Here is a 15,197-nt window from a genome sequence, read left to right as displayed (position 1 = left end):
AGAAAGAAGGGTGGATGAAGGGCTCATCCACCGGAACGGAGAGAGTATTATTCGGCGACGATAGCGTCCAGTGTAATTTCAACGCGGCGGTTTTCCGCACGCCCTGCCGCGGTGCTGTTGTCGGCAATCGGGTAGCTTTCGCCGTAACCGATGGCGGCAACCCGCTCAACAGCAATGCCCTGCTGTAGGATGACATTAGCCACTGAGGTGGCGCGTTGCTCGGACAGCAGCTGGTTGTATTGCTCGCTGCCGGTGCTGTCGGTATGGCCAGAGATGGTTACCAGAGTATTTTCGTACTCTTTCAGTACCTTAGCGACAGAGGTCAGCGTGCCAATGAACGAGGTTTGCACGTTGGAGCTGTTCACGTCGAAGGTAATGTTGCCGGGCATGATCAGATCGATACTGCCTTCTTCTGTACGCTTAACCTGAACACCGGTACCGACCAGTTCTTCACGCAGTTCTTTTTCCTGATTGTCCATGTAGTAGCCGACACCACCACCTGCGACACCACCAATACCGGCACCGATAATGGCGCGCTTAGCCCGCTCATCTTTCGGGGCGGTAGCGGCACCGATGACTGCTCCAATCAGCCCGCCGGCAATAGCTCCCTTAGAGGTATTACTGACCTGCGTTTCACCGGTATAGGCGTCCAGAGTGGTACAGCCAGACAGTACAGCCCCGGAAATAGCAAAAGGAAGGGCAATATGGGTCCAACGTTTCATATCAGTTTGCTCCTTGTTTAAGCACTCTGCCGGGAGAGCCCGACATTTAATATTCATTTAACGGATTGGATTAAAGGCAACGTTGCCAACGGCTTAGTTTTTAAACCGGTGACTGATGATATCCAGAGGTATCAGGCCGGATTGCTTGGCCTCTTCCATAACAATGTGGCTTTTCGATTCACGCACATGCGGTAAGGCTAGCAGAAGCTCACCTAGGTGCTTCCGATAGTTTTTCAGATCGCTGATGCGTATCTTCAGCAGGTAGTCAGACTGCCCGGATATCAGATGGCATTCCTGAACATAGGAAAGCTTTTCGGCTGCGGCTTTAAACTCCTGAAAGGTTTCAGGTGATTGCACCGCCAGGGTAATTTCGAGAAATACCAGCAGCTCCAGGCCCAGTGCATCGGTATTCAAACGGGCATGATAGCCCTGAATGTAGCCGGAGCTTTCCAGGCGCTTAACGCGCTCCAGACAGGGTGTGGTCGACAGCCCAACCGTTTGGGCAAGCTCAACGTAAGACAGGCGGGCATTTTCCTGCAGTGCCTTCATGATCTTGAAATCAATTCTGTCCAGTTGGCGCTGTTTGCTGTTTTCGCTGGCCACTCGTTACCCTTACCTTAGGTGACTTTAAATAAAACAGCTGGCTGTTTAGGCCAGCTGAAAAGCTTTCACTTAAAGAGCCATGTCTTTCAGTTTTTTCAACGGGCGAACTCTAACAGCGGTGCTTGCCGGTTTGGCAGAGATCATGATTTCTTCACCGGTGAATGGGTTAACACCTGGTCGAGCTTTACGGGCTGGCTTCTTGATGGTTTGAATCTTCATCAGACCCGGCAGAACAAACTCACCGCAGGCACGCTTCTTAATGTGGCGCTCAATGACATCGGCGAGTTCGTCCAGAACTGCCTGAACTTCTTTTTTTGTTAATTCTGTATTTTCCGAAATTTCAGAAACAATCTGAGTCTTCGTGTAGCGCTCTTTGATGGCAGTCATTTTCTTAGCCATTGAAATATCCTTAAAAGATAGGTGTTTGGGGGAGTCGTCTATACTGACGTTGTTCGTATATTATAGAGTGAGTTTTCCAGACAATATAAGATGCCAATGATCTTTTATCTTGTCTGCAGCTAATCAATTCATATGACTGGGTAGGTGTGTAACCCAATGTATAATCTTCCTCCTGAAAATAAAGTCTGGGAAAACCAGCAACAGATTGCCCCCCATGAGCTGAAACTGGGGCATTTTGTCGCGCAATTATCGTCGCCCTGGAGTGAAACGCCCTTTCTGATTCAGGGCTTTGTTGTCAGTGATCTGGAAGAGCTCGACTGGATTAGAAACCATTGCCATTGGGTCATTATCGACCTGAAAAAAAGCCAGCGAAAGACTCAGCCGGCTAAAAAGGCCGATGTTAAGCCCGTCCCTAAAGAAGCCAAGGTGCTCAGAACCCAGCCGATAACAAGCGTGTCTATGCGTGAATCGCTCACCGCCTATTTGAATCTTCGTGAACGGGCGATGCATATCACCAACCATTTTCACCGGCTGGATCGGCAAGACATCCGTAAAAACATCACGCTGGTTAAGGATATTTCCTCATCAATCAGCAAGAACCTGCCGGCACTGGTGTGGTTAACACGCATTAAGCATGAAGACCAATACACCGCCGAGCACTGCATAAACGTCTGTATTCTGGCGATGGGGCTTGGTGCGGCACTGGGCTGGGATCAAAAAATGGTTGCTCAGGTTGGGGTTGCAGGTCTGCTGCATGATTTGGGTAAGATCGATATTGATTCGGCGGTGCTCAACAAGCCGGGCAAGCTGACCGAAGAAGAATTTGAAATAATGAAAACGCACCCGATGAGGGGCTTTACCAGGCTAAAGGATGAACCGGACCTGCCGCAGCGGGTGCTTGCCGGTATTTTACAGCATCATGAGCGGCCCGATGGTAAGGGGTATCCGAAGGGGTTAAATCATCTGCAGATTGACGAGATGGCCAGGGTGGTCGCTATCGTTGATGCTTATGATGCCATCACATCCGACCGGGTCTATCAGAATGCCAGATCCCATCATGACGCCATGAGCATTCTCTGGGCGATGCGCGGCAAACAGTTCGATCACACTATGGTTGAGCGCTTTATTCAGTTTCTGGGCTGGGTGACTCCGGGGGCGATCGTTGAGCTTTCGACCGGTGATATAGGCGTGGTTGTGCAGGCGGTTGAAGGCCAGCGGCTCTATCCGAACGTACGAATTCTGATACCCACCAGCCGTGGCTACCGGCTCGGCGCGAAATGGAATTTGTCAGAAATGGAAGCATCGGCCAAGGGTGAACGTGTTCATATCACTAACGTCTTTCCGGACGGGCATCTGGGGATTCGGGTGGAAGACTACGCCCAACAGCTGATGGAAGATTAATCTCAGCAGCCGGAAGTATTGACCGTTACGGTACAGTTAGGGTCGCCAAAAGAGTCATATTCAACGTAGCAAGCGTTGGCACTGCTGTCATCCAAATCATAGCCGACGAGGGTATATCGGTTGGTGACGCTCGTTAACAAACCACTGCCCGCTGCCGAGCTGGTATCAATGTTCAGGAAATAAAGCATATCGACGGCATCGCCCAGTTCGGCACTGCTTTCCGGGCACAGGTTTCTCCAGTCAACCTCAACAGAAATGCCGCTCATTTCAATGACATTGTCTTGCTGGCTGGATGAATTGGATTTAACGGTGACGCCTTGCACTCTGGCGGTGGCTTTTACAATGGCAATAGTCGAGTCCATTGTGCCTGCAATTCCTTCAATAACCGCCGTTTTCGCCTGGCTCCCCAAATTGGCGAACCTGGGTAATGCAAACGCTGAGAGCACACCGAGCAGAACAATAGTCAGTATTAACTCAATCAGCGTGAACCCACTCGATAACGATGGCTTGTACATCTTTAGCTTCATCTCAAGGCCAACAACGATTCATTAAATTACAGCTGGCATAGTAGGCGATAACTTGTCACCACTCCAGTTTGTCGGCTTAGCTGTCGCAGTGTGCGGTCTCATTCAACTGGCAGGCTAAAACACGGCCTTCTGCATCAATGAGCAGTGTATTAATGCAGGCATTACCTTGCGGCAATTGAAACCACTCCTCGATGGAGTGATTGAGAAACTGGCCAATCAGCGGCTTGGCGATGCCGGCATGACAAACCAGTGCCAGTGTTTTTGCGGACGACTGCAGAACTTTCTGTTTGAGTGTTTGTGCGCGGATGACCAGCTCTGGCTTGCTTTCCGCTCCTCTGGCTACAAAGGTTTCGCCGCTGCGCTCTGCCTGTTGCTCGGCCTGAATCAACTCTGTAATGGGCCGGCCTTCAAACTCGCCAAAGGAACACTCAGTCAGCAGCGGTTCAATTTCAATCGGGCAGTCGTGGTGGGCATGGATATAGCGGGCGGTTGCCTTGGCACGCTGCAGCGGGCTGCTCCAGATAGCATCAAACTGTTCCCCTTTCAAAGCCAGAGCGGCGCAATGTGCCTGCTTATGGCCGGTCTTGTTCAGCTCGGTATCCAGCTGGCCCTGCATTAACCGCTGGCGATTAAAGTCTGTTTCGCCATGACGAACGATAATAAGCTTTTTCATCTCATTAACTCCTTCCGAATAAGCCAATTTAACACTGTTCTTTTGGTGGAACGATTGGAAATTTCCGGCGCGCGGCTATGACACTTTTCACAAGCTTTTAAGTTACCTTCGTTATCAATGGCTTAGCGACGGCGGTTGCTTGCAATTGCCGGTTAATTTCTAAATGATGTGGCGGTTTTTTCAGGTACAGATTAATCGGGTATTACATGTCAGCTATCGAAGCAAAAATTGCCAGTGAATTAAATGTCGCCGTTGCTCAGGTTACCGCAGCGGTCACACTGTTAGATGAAGGCGCAACGGTTCCTTTTATTTCCCGTTACCGTAAAGAAGTCACCGGTGGGCTGGACGATACCCAGTTGCGCCAGATGGAAGAGCGCCTGCGCTATCTGCGTGAAATGGACGATCGCCGAACCAGCATCATTTCCAGCATTGAAGAGCAGGGCAAGCTGACGCCGGAGCTCAGCAAAAAAATTGCCTTAGCCGAAACCAAAACCGAACTGGAAGATTTGTATCTGCCCTATAAGAAGAAGCGCCGCACTAAAGGCCAAATTGCCATTGAAGCGGGCTTGCTACCTCTGGCCGAAGGCTTATTGGCAGATCCGAATCTGAACCCGGAATCGTTCGCGGCAGATTTCCTTAATAAAGACGCCGGCATTGAAGACACCAAGTCGGCCCTGGATGGCGCGCGTTATATTCTGATGGAGCGTTTTGCAGAAGATGCCGATCTGCTCGGTAAACTGCGAGATTTCATGTGGCATAACGCCGAAATGCAGGCCCGTGTCATTGAAGGCAAGCAGGCTGAAGGTGAAAAATTCCAGGATTACTTCGAGCATGACGAAGCCATCAAGAAGGTACCGAGTCACCGCGCCTTGGCGATGTTCCGTGGTCGAAACGAGGGTGTTCTGTCGTTGTCGCTGGTGATTCCGAATGAAGATGCCCGCAGCGGCGGTACCGGTACCGTTATGGTTGCAGAGCATTACCACGTTGAAGACCTGAACCGGCCGGCAGATGCCTGGCTGAAAGATGTCTGCCGCTGGACCTGGCGTATCAAGTTGCTCACCCATATTGAAACCGATCTGTTCTCCCGCGTGCGTGAAACCGCAGAGCAGGCTGCAATCGATGTATTCGCCAAAAACCTGAAAGACCTGTTACTGGCCGCACCGGCCGGCCCGAAAGCCACCATCGGCTTAGACCCTGGCTTGCGTACCGGGGTGAAGGTAGCGGTGGTGGATGCCACCGGTAAGGTGCAGGATCACGGAGCCATCTTCCCGACGCCGCCACAGAACCGAATCCCGGAAGCCGAAGCCGTCCTGTTAAAGCTGTGTCAGCAGCACAACGTGGAACTGATCGCTATCGGTAACGGTACCGCAAGCCGCGAAACCGAGCGCTTCGTTAAAGATTTCCTGAAAAAGCAGCCGCAGATTAAAGCGCAGGCTGTCATGGTGAATGAAGCCGGTGCCTCGGTGTACTCCGCCTCGGAGTATGCGGCGAAAGAATTTCCGGATTTAGACGTCACCATTCGGGGGGCCATCTCTATTGCCCACCGCCTGCAGGACCCGCTGGCCGAGCTGGTGAAGATCGATCCAAAGTCCATCGGTGTGGGTCAGTATCAGCACGATGTTTCTCAGGTTGCCCTGGCGCGCCAGCTCGATGCGGTGGTTGAAGACTGTGTGAACTCTGTTGGCGTAGATCTGAACACCGCATCGGCGCCGCTACTGGCGCGTGTTTCGGGTTTGAATCAGACCATTGCCAACAATATTGTTGCCTTCCGTGATGCCAATGGCGCTTACGACTCGCGCAAGCAATTAAAAGATGTGCCGCGCCTGGGGCCAAAGGCCTTTGAGCAGGCCGCCGGCTTCCTGCGTATCATGAATGGCTCCGACCCGCTGGACCGTTCCGGCGTGCACCCGGAAGCCTACAGCGTGGTCAATAAGATCGTGCAGGCAAAACAGAAAACGGTGCAGGAAGTCATAGGTGACACCCGCTTCCTAAAGGCGCTAAACGCGGCAGATTACACCGACGAAACCTTCGGTATTCCTACCGTTACCGACATCATCAAAGAGCTGGATAAACCGGGGCGCGACCCGCGGCCGGAATTTAAAACCGCACAGTTCCAGGATGGGGTGGAAACACTGAAGGATTTGCGCCCAAATATGACCCTCGAAGGGGTGGTTACCAACGTTACTCACTTTGGTGCCTTTGTGGATATCGGTGTGCATCAGGATGGCCTGGTACACATCTCCGCACTCAGCCACCAGTATGTGGATGACCCGTCTAAGGTTGTGAAAGCGGGTGACATTGTCAAAGTTAAGGTGATGGATGTGGATGTACAGCGTAAGCGCATTGCACTGTCGATGCGTCTGGATGACGATGCCAGTGAGCATCAGAGCTCCGGTGACCGCCAGAACGGCGGAGGCCGCAAGCCGCAGCAGCGCGCACCAAAGCAAAAAGCCGCACCGGCCAACACGCTCGACTCTCTGTTTGATCAGGCGTTTAAGAAGCAAAAACGCTAAGTAAACTCCTACTAAATATAAGGCGCAGTTCCTTGAACTGCGCTGATTTAACCTCATACTTCCAGCTTCGTTTTACGAGGACATCACCTTGGCTGCCATCTCCCGCTTTTCATTATTTGAGCAACTTCGCCCTAATGCCTTCAACTTTCAACGCGGCATAGAGCGGGAAACGCTGCGTGTCGACAAACAGGGCACGCTCAGCCAAAAGCCTCATCCCCAGGCCCTGGGTTCGGCTTTAACCCACGGCTCGATAACCACCGATTACTCGGAAAGCCTGCTTGAATTTATCACCGGCGTGCATACCGATACCCAAAGCTTGCTGGATGAGCTTTCAGAATTGCATTGCTTTACCAGCAGCCAGCTCGAAGATGAAATGTTCTGGTCCGGCAGTATGCCGTCACCGTTACCGGCGCAGGAGCAGATTCCAATCGCGCAGTATGGCGACAGCCATATTGGCCGGCTGAAAACCATATACCGTCACGGCTTATGGCACCGCTATGGCCGCAAGATGCAGACCATTGCCGGGCTGCACTACAACTGGTCGCTGAACGATAGCTTCTGGCGGCAATGGGCATTGTTGAATGGTAAAAGCGGTGACCTAACTGATTTTAAAACCGATGAATATTTCGGCCTGATCCGCAGCTTCAGACGTCACAGCTGGTTGCTGCTGTATTTGTTCGGCGCTTCACCTGCAGCGGATAAGTCGTTTCTGGATTCTGTTTCAAACCAGCTTTCAGAACTGAATGATGAAACCCTTTATGCACCGCATGCAACCAGTTTGCGTATGAGCAATGTGGGTTATTCCAATCAGGCTCAAGCAGAATTATTTGTCTGTTTTAACTCGCTGGAATCCTATGCCAAAACACTTGCAGAAGCGATCAGACAGCCGTACCCGAAGTACGAAAAAATTGGCGTGAAGGTTGGCGAGCAATACAACCAGTTGAGCAGTTCTATCCTGCAGATTGAGAACGAATACTACAGCGATATTCGACCGAAACGGGTGGCCTATTCTGGTGAAAAGCAGATACATGCGCTGAGAACCCGCGGTGTTGAATATATTGAAGTGCGCTGCCTGGATGTGAACCCCTATTTGCCATTGGGTGTTGATAAAACCCAAATTGATTTTATCGATCTGTTTTTATTGTGGTGTATGGTGCAAGACCACCCGACCATTTCAGCAGAGGAATGCCGTCAGCTGCAGAAAAACAGCGAGTTGGTCGCGATACGCGGGCGTGACCCTGAACTGGAAATCGTTGTGAATGGTCAGTCTCGTAAACCGGCAGAACTGGCCAGCGAGTTAATTGATTCGATCTGTCGCTTTGCTAAAAATATTGATCAGCTAAAACAGACTGACGACTATCAGAATGCCTGTGAAGCACAACGCAGTAAGATAGCAACACCGGAAAACCTGCTCTCCAGCAGAGTTCTGGCGGATGTAAAAAAATCGGGCTCGTTTCGGCAGTTTACACTGAGCCGGTCAGCAGAAACGATGGCGCTGCTTCAGCAGCCGTTAAGCGAACAAAGGCTAAAGTTTCGGGTGAATGAGTCGAAACAGAGTTGGCGTCGTCAGCGGGATATTGAAATGTCAGATCAGGGCCCGTTTGAACAGTTTCTGGCGAATTACCTCGAGCAATGACGCAAAAGTTACAGTTAAGTAACGACTTTAAATTCAATATGTGACTTGGTTGTCAATTAAGAACTGGCGAATCAATACAATCATTTCTATTGTGTCTTTTTAAGTACTGGCCAAGGATTCACTGGCGGGTGTGTGCTAACAGGAAGAAAAGCAAAAGGTAGTTTATATGCCGGAAATACAATGGACGTTGGAATCGCTTAACAAAGCGTATCAGCAGGGTTACATGACCGGGCTGGCTGGAAAGTCAGATTCTGAATGTCCGTACGATAACGACGTTTTGGTGGCCGCCTGGGAAGCCGGTAAAGACGATGGTTTGTTCCAGTATCAGCGATCAATTAAAGAACGCAAACAGGTGCGCTTCGCATAACATCTCTGGCTTTAAAACAGCTGCTCAGCCGGAACAGTGTTTCCGGCTAAATATTCCACTTTAAAATAATCAATGCTCCGCGTTATGGCTGCATGATAAAGGTCGTCAGCAGCACGCGCTCTATCAGCGGTTCACCGGTTTCCTGCACCATTAATTCTTGCAGCGCGGCAGTGAGCTGGCTTAGAAACTCATCGCGCTTTTCAGTGGATTTCAGCGTTTCGGCACTTTGTTCGGAGAATTGCATGATGATCGTGTGCCGGATGGCATCATTATGGGCTTTAACATCGAGCTCTGTGCTTGAGTCGCTCAAGCGCAGTGTCATCGTCGTCTGGATATAGCGGGTTCGGCGGATATCGCCGTAATTCAGGGTGAACGACGGGTCCAGTTCCACGTAGCCCGGTACTATCGCACTGTCGTCGTCTGCAGAAAAGACGCTGCCCGCACAGGTAGCGATCAGAGCAATGATCAGAAATTTGAAATTGCGTATAACTCTGAAGCTCATGGGTGCTCCCGATAAGAAGATTTGATTCATGCCTGTCATCAAGTGAAATATAGACGCTGTTGTGTGTACTGCCGCTTTGATTGGGGTATCGGCGGAGTTGGGCCGTTCTTGAGTCTCTTTAAATTACAATGTTAGCTTGTTTGTAACATTGACTGAGCATATATTGTTATGAAACGGCTGGCAGCAGAAGGATGCCAGGCATACTCTTATAACGTCTCACAGGTCAGGATTTATGCTCGAAAACTGTAAGAATGCACGGGAACGTTGGGGCGGTACCCACGAAATCATTGATCGCTGGTTACTTGGCCGGCAGCAGGCGTTGGTGGCGTTTTTTGCCATTTATGATGCCGAAGGAAAAGAAGACGTCACCACTGCCGTGGAAGAGTTCAACCGACGGCTGGTTGATTATGTTTCTGAAGGCCATTTCGAGGTTTATGAGCAGCTGTTCCGGGAAGCCAAAGAATTTGATGACGGCGGCCTTGTACTTGCCAAAGAGTTGTATCCGCTTATCGATGCAACCACTCAATTCATTCTCGACTTTAACGATAAATACGCGACCGGCTCCATGGTTGAAGCGAATATCGGCTCGCTGAAGGGCGATCTTTCATCTATGGGTGAAAAAATGACCGAGCGTTTTGCCATTGAAGACCGTCTGATCGAGCGCTTACACAACGCCCACGAACATCTCGCGTAAGCCAATCATTCAATTCCGGCTGGCTGTACTCGCTGGCCTGACATCTTCCGTTGTCTCATACAGTGCTACACTTCTGATGAAAGAGTAGTCAAACCGATGCTATGAGACCATTCCTATCAGTTCTTCTTATCTTCACTCTGCTGATGAGCAGTTGTGCTGAACGACCGCAGGCCAAGTTGCAACTGGCAACACAGGGTGCCTATTCAGCGGCGTTGGAAAAACACGGCGCTTCGCTGGTAGTGGGTTCGTTTCAACATGGTGGCTCGTTCTGGGATATCCACAAGCAATCGCGCGAATTTAACTGGAATCACCGAGAGGGCTTCCTGACGGAAATTCTCTACACCGACATTTCAGATAACGGCCGCTTTGCGATTACCGTGAACTATTACAACCTGGTTTTGTGGGATACACAGACCGGCCTTCCGGTTTGGTTCTGGTCGGCACCGGCGCGTATTGAAGCGGCGGATTTATCTGCTGACGGTCGCTTTGTGATGCTGGGCTTGGATAACAATAAGGCGGTACTGTTTGATGCGCAAAATGGTGGCCTGCTGCGCGAGTTTGAACATCAGGGGCCGGTTGTCTCGGTTGCCATCAATGTGTCTGCAGGGCTGGCGTTAACCGGCTCGGAAGATTCCACGGCAAAGTTGTGGAATATCCGCAACGCTGAGCTGGTAAAAACCTTTCCTCACGATAATCAGGTGTCCGTCGTTAAATTAAGCGATTCCGGTGCTCTGATGCTTATCGCTCCGGCACACGAAAAGGCTGAAATCTGGACAACGACGAATTTAGTAAAGCGCGCTTCGCTGTCTACCGCTAAATTCAGAATATACAGCGCGCGATTTATAGGTGATGCCAGTTTAATTGTGGGCACCACACACCGGAATATTTTTGAGTTTGACGCTGACACCGGCAAGAAGCTGGTAACTTATCAAATTGGCACAGAGAGTAAGCAATCGTTTAAGAGTGCTATTGTGCTCGATGTGGCAAAGCAAGGCTCAAAATTATTGGCAATTGGTTCGAATGGTTTTCTTTATACATTTCAGTAATTGGCAGAGCGTAATAGCCAATCGGATAGCTGTATAACAGACAGGTGAACGGGGGCGTTATGAGTGGAGAGGTCAGAGTGAAGGAACAGATCAATCAGGGTGAAGCCCGAACCCGGGTAATCAATGCTCCCAGGCCAACACGCATATTGATCGCTAACGCCAAGGGTGGCAGCGGTAAAACAACCATTGCCACCAACCTGGCCAGCTTGTTTGCAGCGCGCAATGAACCGTGCGCACTGATCGACTTTGATCCGCAGGGCTCAGCAAGCCAATGGCTGCAGTTAAGGCAGTCGGAGCGTTCAAAGATTCACGGCGTGTCTGCCTATAAAAAATCGACTGCACAAATGACCCGCACCTGGTACTTACGTAACCTGCCGGCAGAAACCACCAAGGTGGTTATGGATACCCCGGCAGGGCTTAGCGGAATGCTGTTGAATGATCTGGTAAGAGAAAGCGACTTTGTCATCATTCCGGTAACGCCATCACCGATTGATATAAGAGCGACAACCAACTTCATTAAAGATTTATTTTTAACACCGGCACATCGAACGGCGCCGAAAAAGATTGCTGTAGTTGCTAATCGCGTGCGCAAAAATACGCTTGTGTATGCCAAGCTGGAGTTGTTTTTAAAGAGTTTAAAAATACCTTTTATCTCTTCATTTAGAGATACGCAGTATTATATTCGTGCTTCCGAATACGGTCTGGGAATTCATGATTTAAAGAACCCGGAGAAAAGAGACGTCTCAGACTGGCTGAAACTTGTCGAGTGGATTGACTCTCATTAAATAACTGAGAAAAAGTTTCTGAAATTTCCAACTAATGCTTGAATTTTCAGGCCTCGGTGTCAATAGTACAGCGTTGTAATTAATCGTTGTGCAATTCAACTCGTGAGGACTGGGGTCATGGCCGTTGCTAAAAAACAAACTACTCGAAAACCAGCAGCTGCAGCTGCAAAAAAAACGCGGGCAACAACTACTCGCAAAACCGCCGCAAAAAAACCTGTAGCAAAAAAAGCACCTGCTAAAACAGTAGCAGCCTCTGCTGCCAGCCAAATCAAAGCTGAATTGCTGAAACTGGAAGCATCCTTCGCTGCTGCGCAGGCAAAAGAAGTAACCACTACAGAAAAGCAGATTACTGCGCTTGCAAAAAAAGTAGCAACCGCTACGACCAAAACCAAAAAAGCGACAGAGCGAAAGCAGAAAGCAGCGTTGCGTGCCCGTACATCAAAAACAGCCGCGGCCGTTAAATCTCTCGATACTGCCACTGCAGCTCTGGCCGCAGCAAAGGATGAACTGTCCGCACTGAAAACTGAGCTGGCAACAGCGAAGAGTGCCTTAGCGACTGCCAAGTTTGAAATGAAGCTTGCGGCTAAGGTAGCAAAAGGTTTGGAACGCCTGCGTAAAGCAGAAGACAAAGAACGTGAAGCGCGTGCTAAAGCCGAAGCCAGAAAAGCAGCCATGGCAGAGAAGAAAGCAGCCGCAGAAGCCGCCAAGAAAGAAAAAGCGGAAGCCAGAAAAGCGGCAGCGAAAGCCCGCGCGGAAGCAAAGAAAGCGGCAGCTAAACCAGCAACCCGTAAAACTGCAGCCAAATCAACGGCCCGAAAAACAGCCACTAAGCCCACTGCCCGAAAAACTGCCGCCAAACCAGCAGCGAAAAAAGCTACCACCACTAAAACGACCACAACCAAAACTGCAGCCAAGAAAACGGCGACTAAAGCAGCCACCAAGCCAGCAACTAAGAAGCCGGCGACCAAGAAAGCGCCTGCAGCGAAAAAGCCGGTAGCTAAAAAGCCTGCCGCTAAAACGACAGAAAAACCGGCGGCTAAGCCAGCGGCGAAAAAGGTCGTTGCCCGAAAGGCTCCTGTTAAGAAGGTTGCGGTCACAGCAGAAGCGCCAAAGGCAGCCGTTGAGCCTGCGGCAGTCAAACCGGCCCCGGTGGTTAAAGCTGAGCCTGTGAAGGCCGAACCGAAGCCAGCACCTGCGCCGGCTCCGGAAGTACCAAAAGCTGAGCCAGCACCGGTACCTGCCGTTAATCCAGCGGCTGAATCCGAAGGTCGCAGCCTGTTCGATCCGAAATCTGACGCCTGATCGCAACGGATAAAATAGCAGATAAAGAAAAAGGAGCTTCGGCTCCTTTTTTTTATACGTTAAACTCGCGGCCATGATCAAACTATCCAATATTTCATTACAGCTCGGTGGCAAGTCTCTGCTTGAAGACGCATCCGTCACCTTTAATCCCGGTGAACGCATCGCCGTTATTGGCGCAAATGGCACCGGCAAATCCACACTGTTTCGGGTGCTTCAGGGCGAGCTTTCGGTCGATGCCGGAGAATGTCTGGTGCCGAAGCAGTGGCGTTTATCGCATATGGCGCAAGAGGTCGACGCCGTTGACCGCAGTGCACTGGCCTTTGTTTTAGATGGCGATAAAACCTTACGGCAACTGGAAGCCGAGCTAGAGCAAGCGCAGCAGCAGGGTGATGACCATATCATTGCCGAGTGTTTGGGCGCTTTAGATAACTATCAGGCCTTCAATAAGCAGCATCAGGCTGAGCAACTGCTGGCCGGCCTAGGCTTTACCGTTGAGCAATTCCAAAACCCGGTAGGCAGCTTCTCCGGCGGTTGGCGCGTGCGCCTGAATCTGGCCAGGGCGCTGATGTGCCCGGCAGACCTGCTATTGCTGGATGAACCGACCAACCACCTTGATTTGCATACCTGCTATTGGCTGGAAGGCTGGTTACGTCAGTTTGAAGGCACACTGCTGTTTATTTCACACGACCGCGACTTCATGGATGGCGTGGCCACTCAGGTTGTCGGTTTCGATCAGAAGAAGCTGACGCTTTATCGTGGCAACTATTCGCAGTTTGAGCGCCAGCGATCCGAGCGCCTGGCTCAGCAACAGGCCGCGTTTGAAAACGAGCAGCGTCAGCGCGAGCATCTGGAATCGTTTGTCCGCCGCTTTAAAGCCAAGGCGACCAAAGCCAAACAGGCGCAGAGCCGCGTGAAGATGCTGGAAAAACTGACGCTGGAAGCGCCGGCGATTATGAGTCATGGCTATGACCTGAGCATCAGTGCCGGTGGCCGGGTTTCCGATCCGGTCATTAGCCTGCATGATGTAAACCTCGGCTATGGCGATAAAACCATTCTGCATAACCTGAATCTCAGCCTCCATCCGGGTACGCGCCTGGGCCTGCTGGGTGTGAATGGTGCCGGTAAGTCGACCCTGATTAAGGCGTTGTCGAAGGAGCTGACTCCTCAGCAGGGTCATATCCACTACGGGCAAAACATTGAGGTGGGTTATTTTGCGCAGCATCAGCTGGAATCTCTGGATGATGACGCCAGCCCGTTTTTGCATATTCGTCGCATCGATCCTGACGCTCGCGATCAGGACATTAAGAATTTCATCGGCCGATTTGGCTTCTCCGGAGATCGTGCGCTGGAGCCGGTAATTAATTTTTCCGGTGGTGAAAAAGCGCGTGTTGCGCTGGCAATGATTGCCTGGAAGAAACCGAATCTGTTGCTGCTCGATGAACCAACCAACCACCTCGATCTGGATATGCGTGAGTCACTTAACCTAGCGCTTCAGCAATACGAGGGCGCGGTGATATTGGTTTCGCACGACCGCTACCTGCTGAATACCACGGCAGAAGAATTCTGGTGGGTTCGTGACGGCCGGGTGGAAGATTACCACGGTGATCTGGCCGATTACTTTCAGGCATTGCTAAAAGCACCCACACAGCAGAGCAACCCGTTGGCTTCAACAGCAACGGCAGTGGGTGATAAAAAAGCGCAGCGTCAGGCTCGGGCGGCTGAACGTGAGCGCTTGAAGCCGTTGCTCCGACAACAGAAAGCAGCCGAGCAGAAGATGGAAAAACTGCAGCTTAAGCTTGATGCAATTGAAAACGAGCTGGCGGACCCAACTATCTATGAAACAGTGAACAAAGCACCACTGCAGAAGGCTTTGCTGGAACAGGGCGAAGTGAAGGCCGCGCTTGAAGCAGCAGAGCTCGATTGGATGGAAGCATCCGAGGCGTTGGAAGAAATGCAGTCATCCACATAATCTGTGGATAACTCGCTGGATAACGTCTTTGTATGTGGCTGCAAAGCACTGGGCCCAG

General features: G+C 50.9%; 16 protein-coding genes. 9 read left to right on the top strand and 7 right to left on the bottom strand.

The features are described from left to right. Window positions 1-47 precede the first annotated feature (47 nt). The 3 genes from BCF53_RS00880 to BCF53_RS00870 all read right to left on the bottom strand — a co-directional run bounded on the left by BCF53_RS00880 (window position 48) and on the right by BCF53_RS00870 (window position 1,724). Complete coding sequence (locus BCF53_RS00880; protein ID WP_132698923.1) at window positions 48-722, bottom strand: YiaD family glycine zipper/OmpA-like lipoprotein; 675 nt, start codon at window positions 720-722, stop codon at window positions 48-50. A 93-nt stretch (window positions 723-815) separates the two neighbouring features. Next, window positions 816-1,325, bottom strand: a complete 510-nt coding sequence (locus BCF53_RS00875) for a winged helix-turn-helix transcriptional regulator (protein ID WP_132698921.1) — start codon at window positions 1,323-1,325, stop codon at window positions 816-818. Window positions 1,326-1,394: 69 nt separating this feature from the next. Continuing rightward, a complete protein-coding gene (locus BCF53_RS00870) occupies window positions 1,395-1,724 on the bottom strand; it encodes an HU family DNA-binding protein (RefSeq protein ID WP_132698919.1) in 330 nt (109 codons plus the stop codon). Between the two features lie 156 nt (window positions 1,725-1,880). On the opposite strand from BCF53_RS00870, the gene BCF53_RS00865 reads away from it, so the two are divergent. Then, complete coding sequence (locus BCF53_RS00865) at window positions 1,881-3,125, top strand: HD-GYP domain-containing protein (protein WP_132698917.1); 1,245 nt, start codon at window positions 1,881-1,883, stop codon at window positions 3,123-3,125. A gap of 2 nt (window positions 3,126-3,127) precedes the next feature. On the opposite strand, the gene BCF53_RS19500 is transcribed toward BCF53_RS00865, so the two are convergent. Together BCF53_RS19500 and BCF53_RS00855 are read right to left on the bottom strand one after the other, a co-directional pair. Continuing rightward, window positions 3,128-3,640, bottom strand: coding sequence for a pilus assembly FimT family protein (locus BCF53_RS19500; RefSeq protein ID WP_207902609.1), 513 nt, complete (start codon window positions 3,638-3,640; stop codon window positions 3,128-3,130). An 88-nt stretch (window positions 3,641-3,728) separates the two neighbouring features. Next, a complete protein-coding gene (locus BCF53_RS00855; RefSeq protein WP_132698913.1) occupies window positions 3,729-4,325 on the bottom strand; it encodes a histidine phosphatase family protein in 597 nt (198 codons plus the stop codon). A gap of 206 nt (window positions 4,326-4,531) precedes the next feature. Between BCF53_RS00855 and BCF53_RS00850 the strand changes: the two genes are divergently transcribed. The 3 genes from BCF53_RS00850 to rmf all read left to right on the top strand — a co-directional run bounded on the left by BCF53_RS00850 (window position 4,532) and on the right by rmf (window position 8,841). Beyond that, a complete protein-coding gene (locus tag BCF53_RS00850; protein WP_132698911.1) occupies window positions 4,532-6,838 on the top strand; it encodes a Tex family protein in 2,307 nt (768 codons plus the stop codon). 88 nt (window positions 6,839-6,926) lie between these two features. Further along, the gene (gene gshA, locus BCF53_RS00845) at window positions 6,927-8,474 is read left to right on the top strand and encodes a glutamate--cysteine ligase (RefSeq protein ID WP_165901769.1); all 1,548 of its coding nucleotides are present in this window, start codon (window positions 6,927-6,929) and stop codon (window positions 8,472-8,474) included. 166 nt (window positions 8,475-8,640) lie between these two features. Next, on the top strand, window positions 8,641-8,841 hold the full coding sequence (rmf, locus tag BCF53_RS00840) for a ribosome modulation factor (protein ID WP_132698907.1): 201 nt from the start codon (window positions 8,641-8,643) through the stop codon (window positions 8,839-8,841). An 82-nt stretch (window positions 8,842-8,923) separates the two neighbouring features. On the opposite strand, the gene BCF53_RS00835 is transcribed toward rmf, so the two are convergent. Then, window positions 8,924-9,343: a flagellar basal body-associated FliL family protein gene (locus BCF53_RS00835; RefSeq protein WP_165901768.1), complete on the bottom strand. Its 420-nt coding sequence runs from the start codon at window positions 9,341-9,343 to the stop codon at window positions 8,924-8,926. A gap of 232 nt (window positions 9,344-9,575) precedes the next feature. On the opposite strand from BCF53_RS00835, the gene rsd reads away from it, so the two are divergent. The 3 genes from rsd to BCF53_RS00820 all read left to right on the top strand — a co-directional run bounded on the left by rsd (window position 9,576) and on the right by BCF53_RS00820 (window position 11,868). Then, window positions 9,576-10,037 carry a sigma D regulator gene (gene rsd, locus BCF53_RS00830; RefSeq protein ID WP_132698903.1) on the top strand — a complete coding sequence of 154 codons (462 nt, stop codon included), beginning with the start codon at window positions 9,576-9,578 and terminating at the stop codon, window positions 10,035-10,037. A 101-nt stretch (window positions 10,038-10,138) separates the two neighbouring features. Then, the gene (locus BCF53_RS00825) at window positions 10,139-11,083 is read left to right on the top strand and encodes a WD40 repeat domain-containing protein (protein ID WP_132698901.1); all 945 of its coding nucleotides are present in this window, start codon (window positions 10,139-10,141) and stop codon (window positions 11,081-11,083) included. Window positions 11,084-11,142: 59 nt separating this feature from the next. Then, window positions 11,143-11,868: a ParA family protein gene (locus BCF53_RS00820; RefSeq protein ID WP_132698899.1), complete on the top strand. Its 726-nt coding sequence runs from the start codon at window positions 11,143-11,145 to the stop codon at window positions 11,866-11,868. 95 nt (window positions 11,869-11,963) lie between these two features. On the opposite strand, the gene BCF53_RS19170 is transcribed toward BCF53_RS00820, so the two are convergent. Further along, a complete protein-coding gene (locus BCF53_RS19170) occupies window positions 11,964-12,140 on the bottom strand; it encodes a hypothetical protein (RefSeq protein ID WP_165901767.1) in 177 nt (58 codons plus the stop codon). A gap of 7 nt (window positions 12,141-12,147) precedes the next feature. Here BCF53_RS19170 and BCF53_RS00815 point away from each other — a divergent pair, with 7 nt between their 5' ends. Then, a complete protein-coding gene (locus BCF53_RS00815) occupies window positions 12,148-13,170 on the top strand; it encodes a transcriptional regulator (RefSeq protein WP_132698897.1) in 1,023 nt (340 codons plus the stop codon). Window positions 13,171-13,243: 73 nt separating this feature from the next. Next, complete coding sequence (locus BCF53_RS00810) at window positions 13,244-15,139, top strand: ABC-F family ATP-binding cassette domain-containing protein (RefSeq protein WP_132698895.1); 1,896 nt, start codon at window positions 13,244-13,246, stop codon at window positions 15,137-15,139. Window positions 15,140-15,197: the final 58 nt, after the last annotated feature.

Origin of the sequence: Reinekea marinisedimentorum (assembly GCF_004341165.1) — a bacterium.
In the GTDB taxonomy this organism is placed as follows: Bacteria; Pseudomonadota; Gammaproteobacteria; order Pseudomonadales; family Natronospirillaceae; genus Reinekea; species Reinekea marinisedimentorum.
The sequence above is the reverse complement of the archived record's forward strand: the minus strand, read 5'-3'. Positions and strand labels throughout refer to the sequence as shown.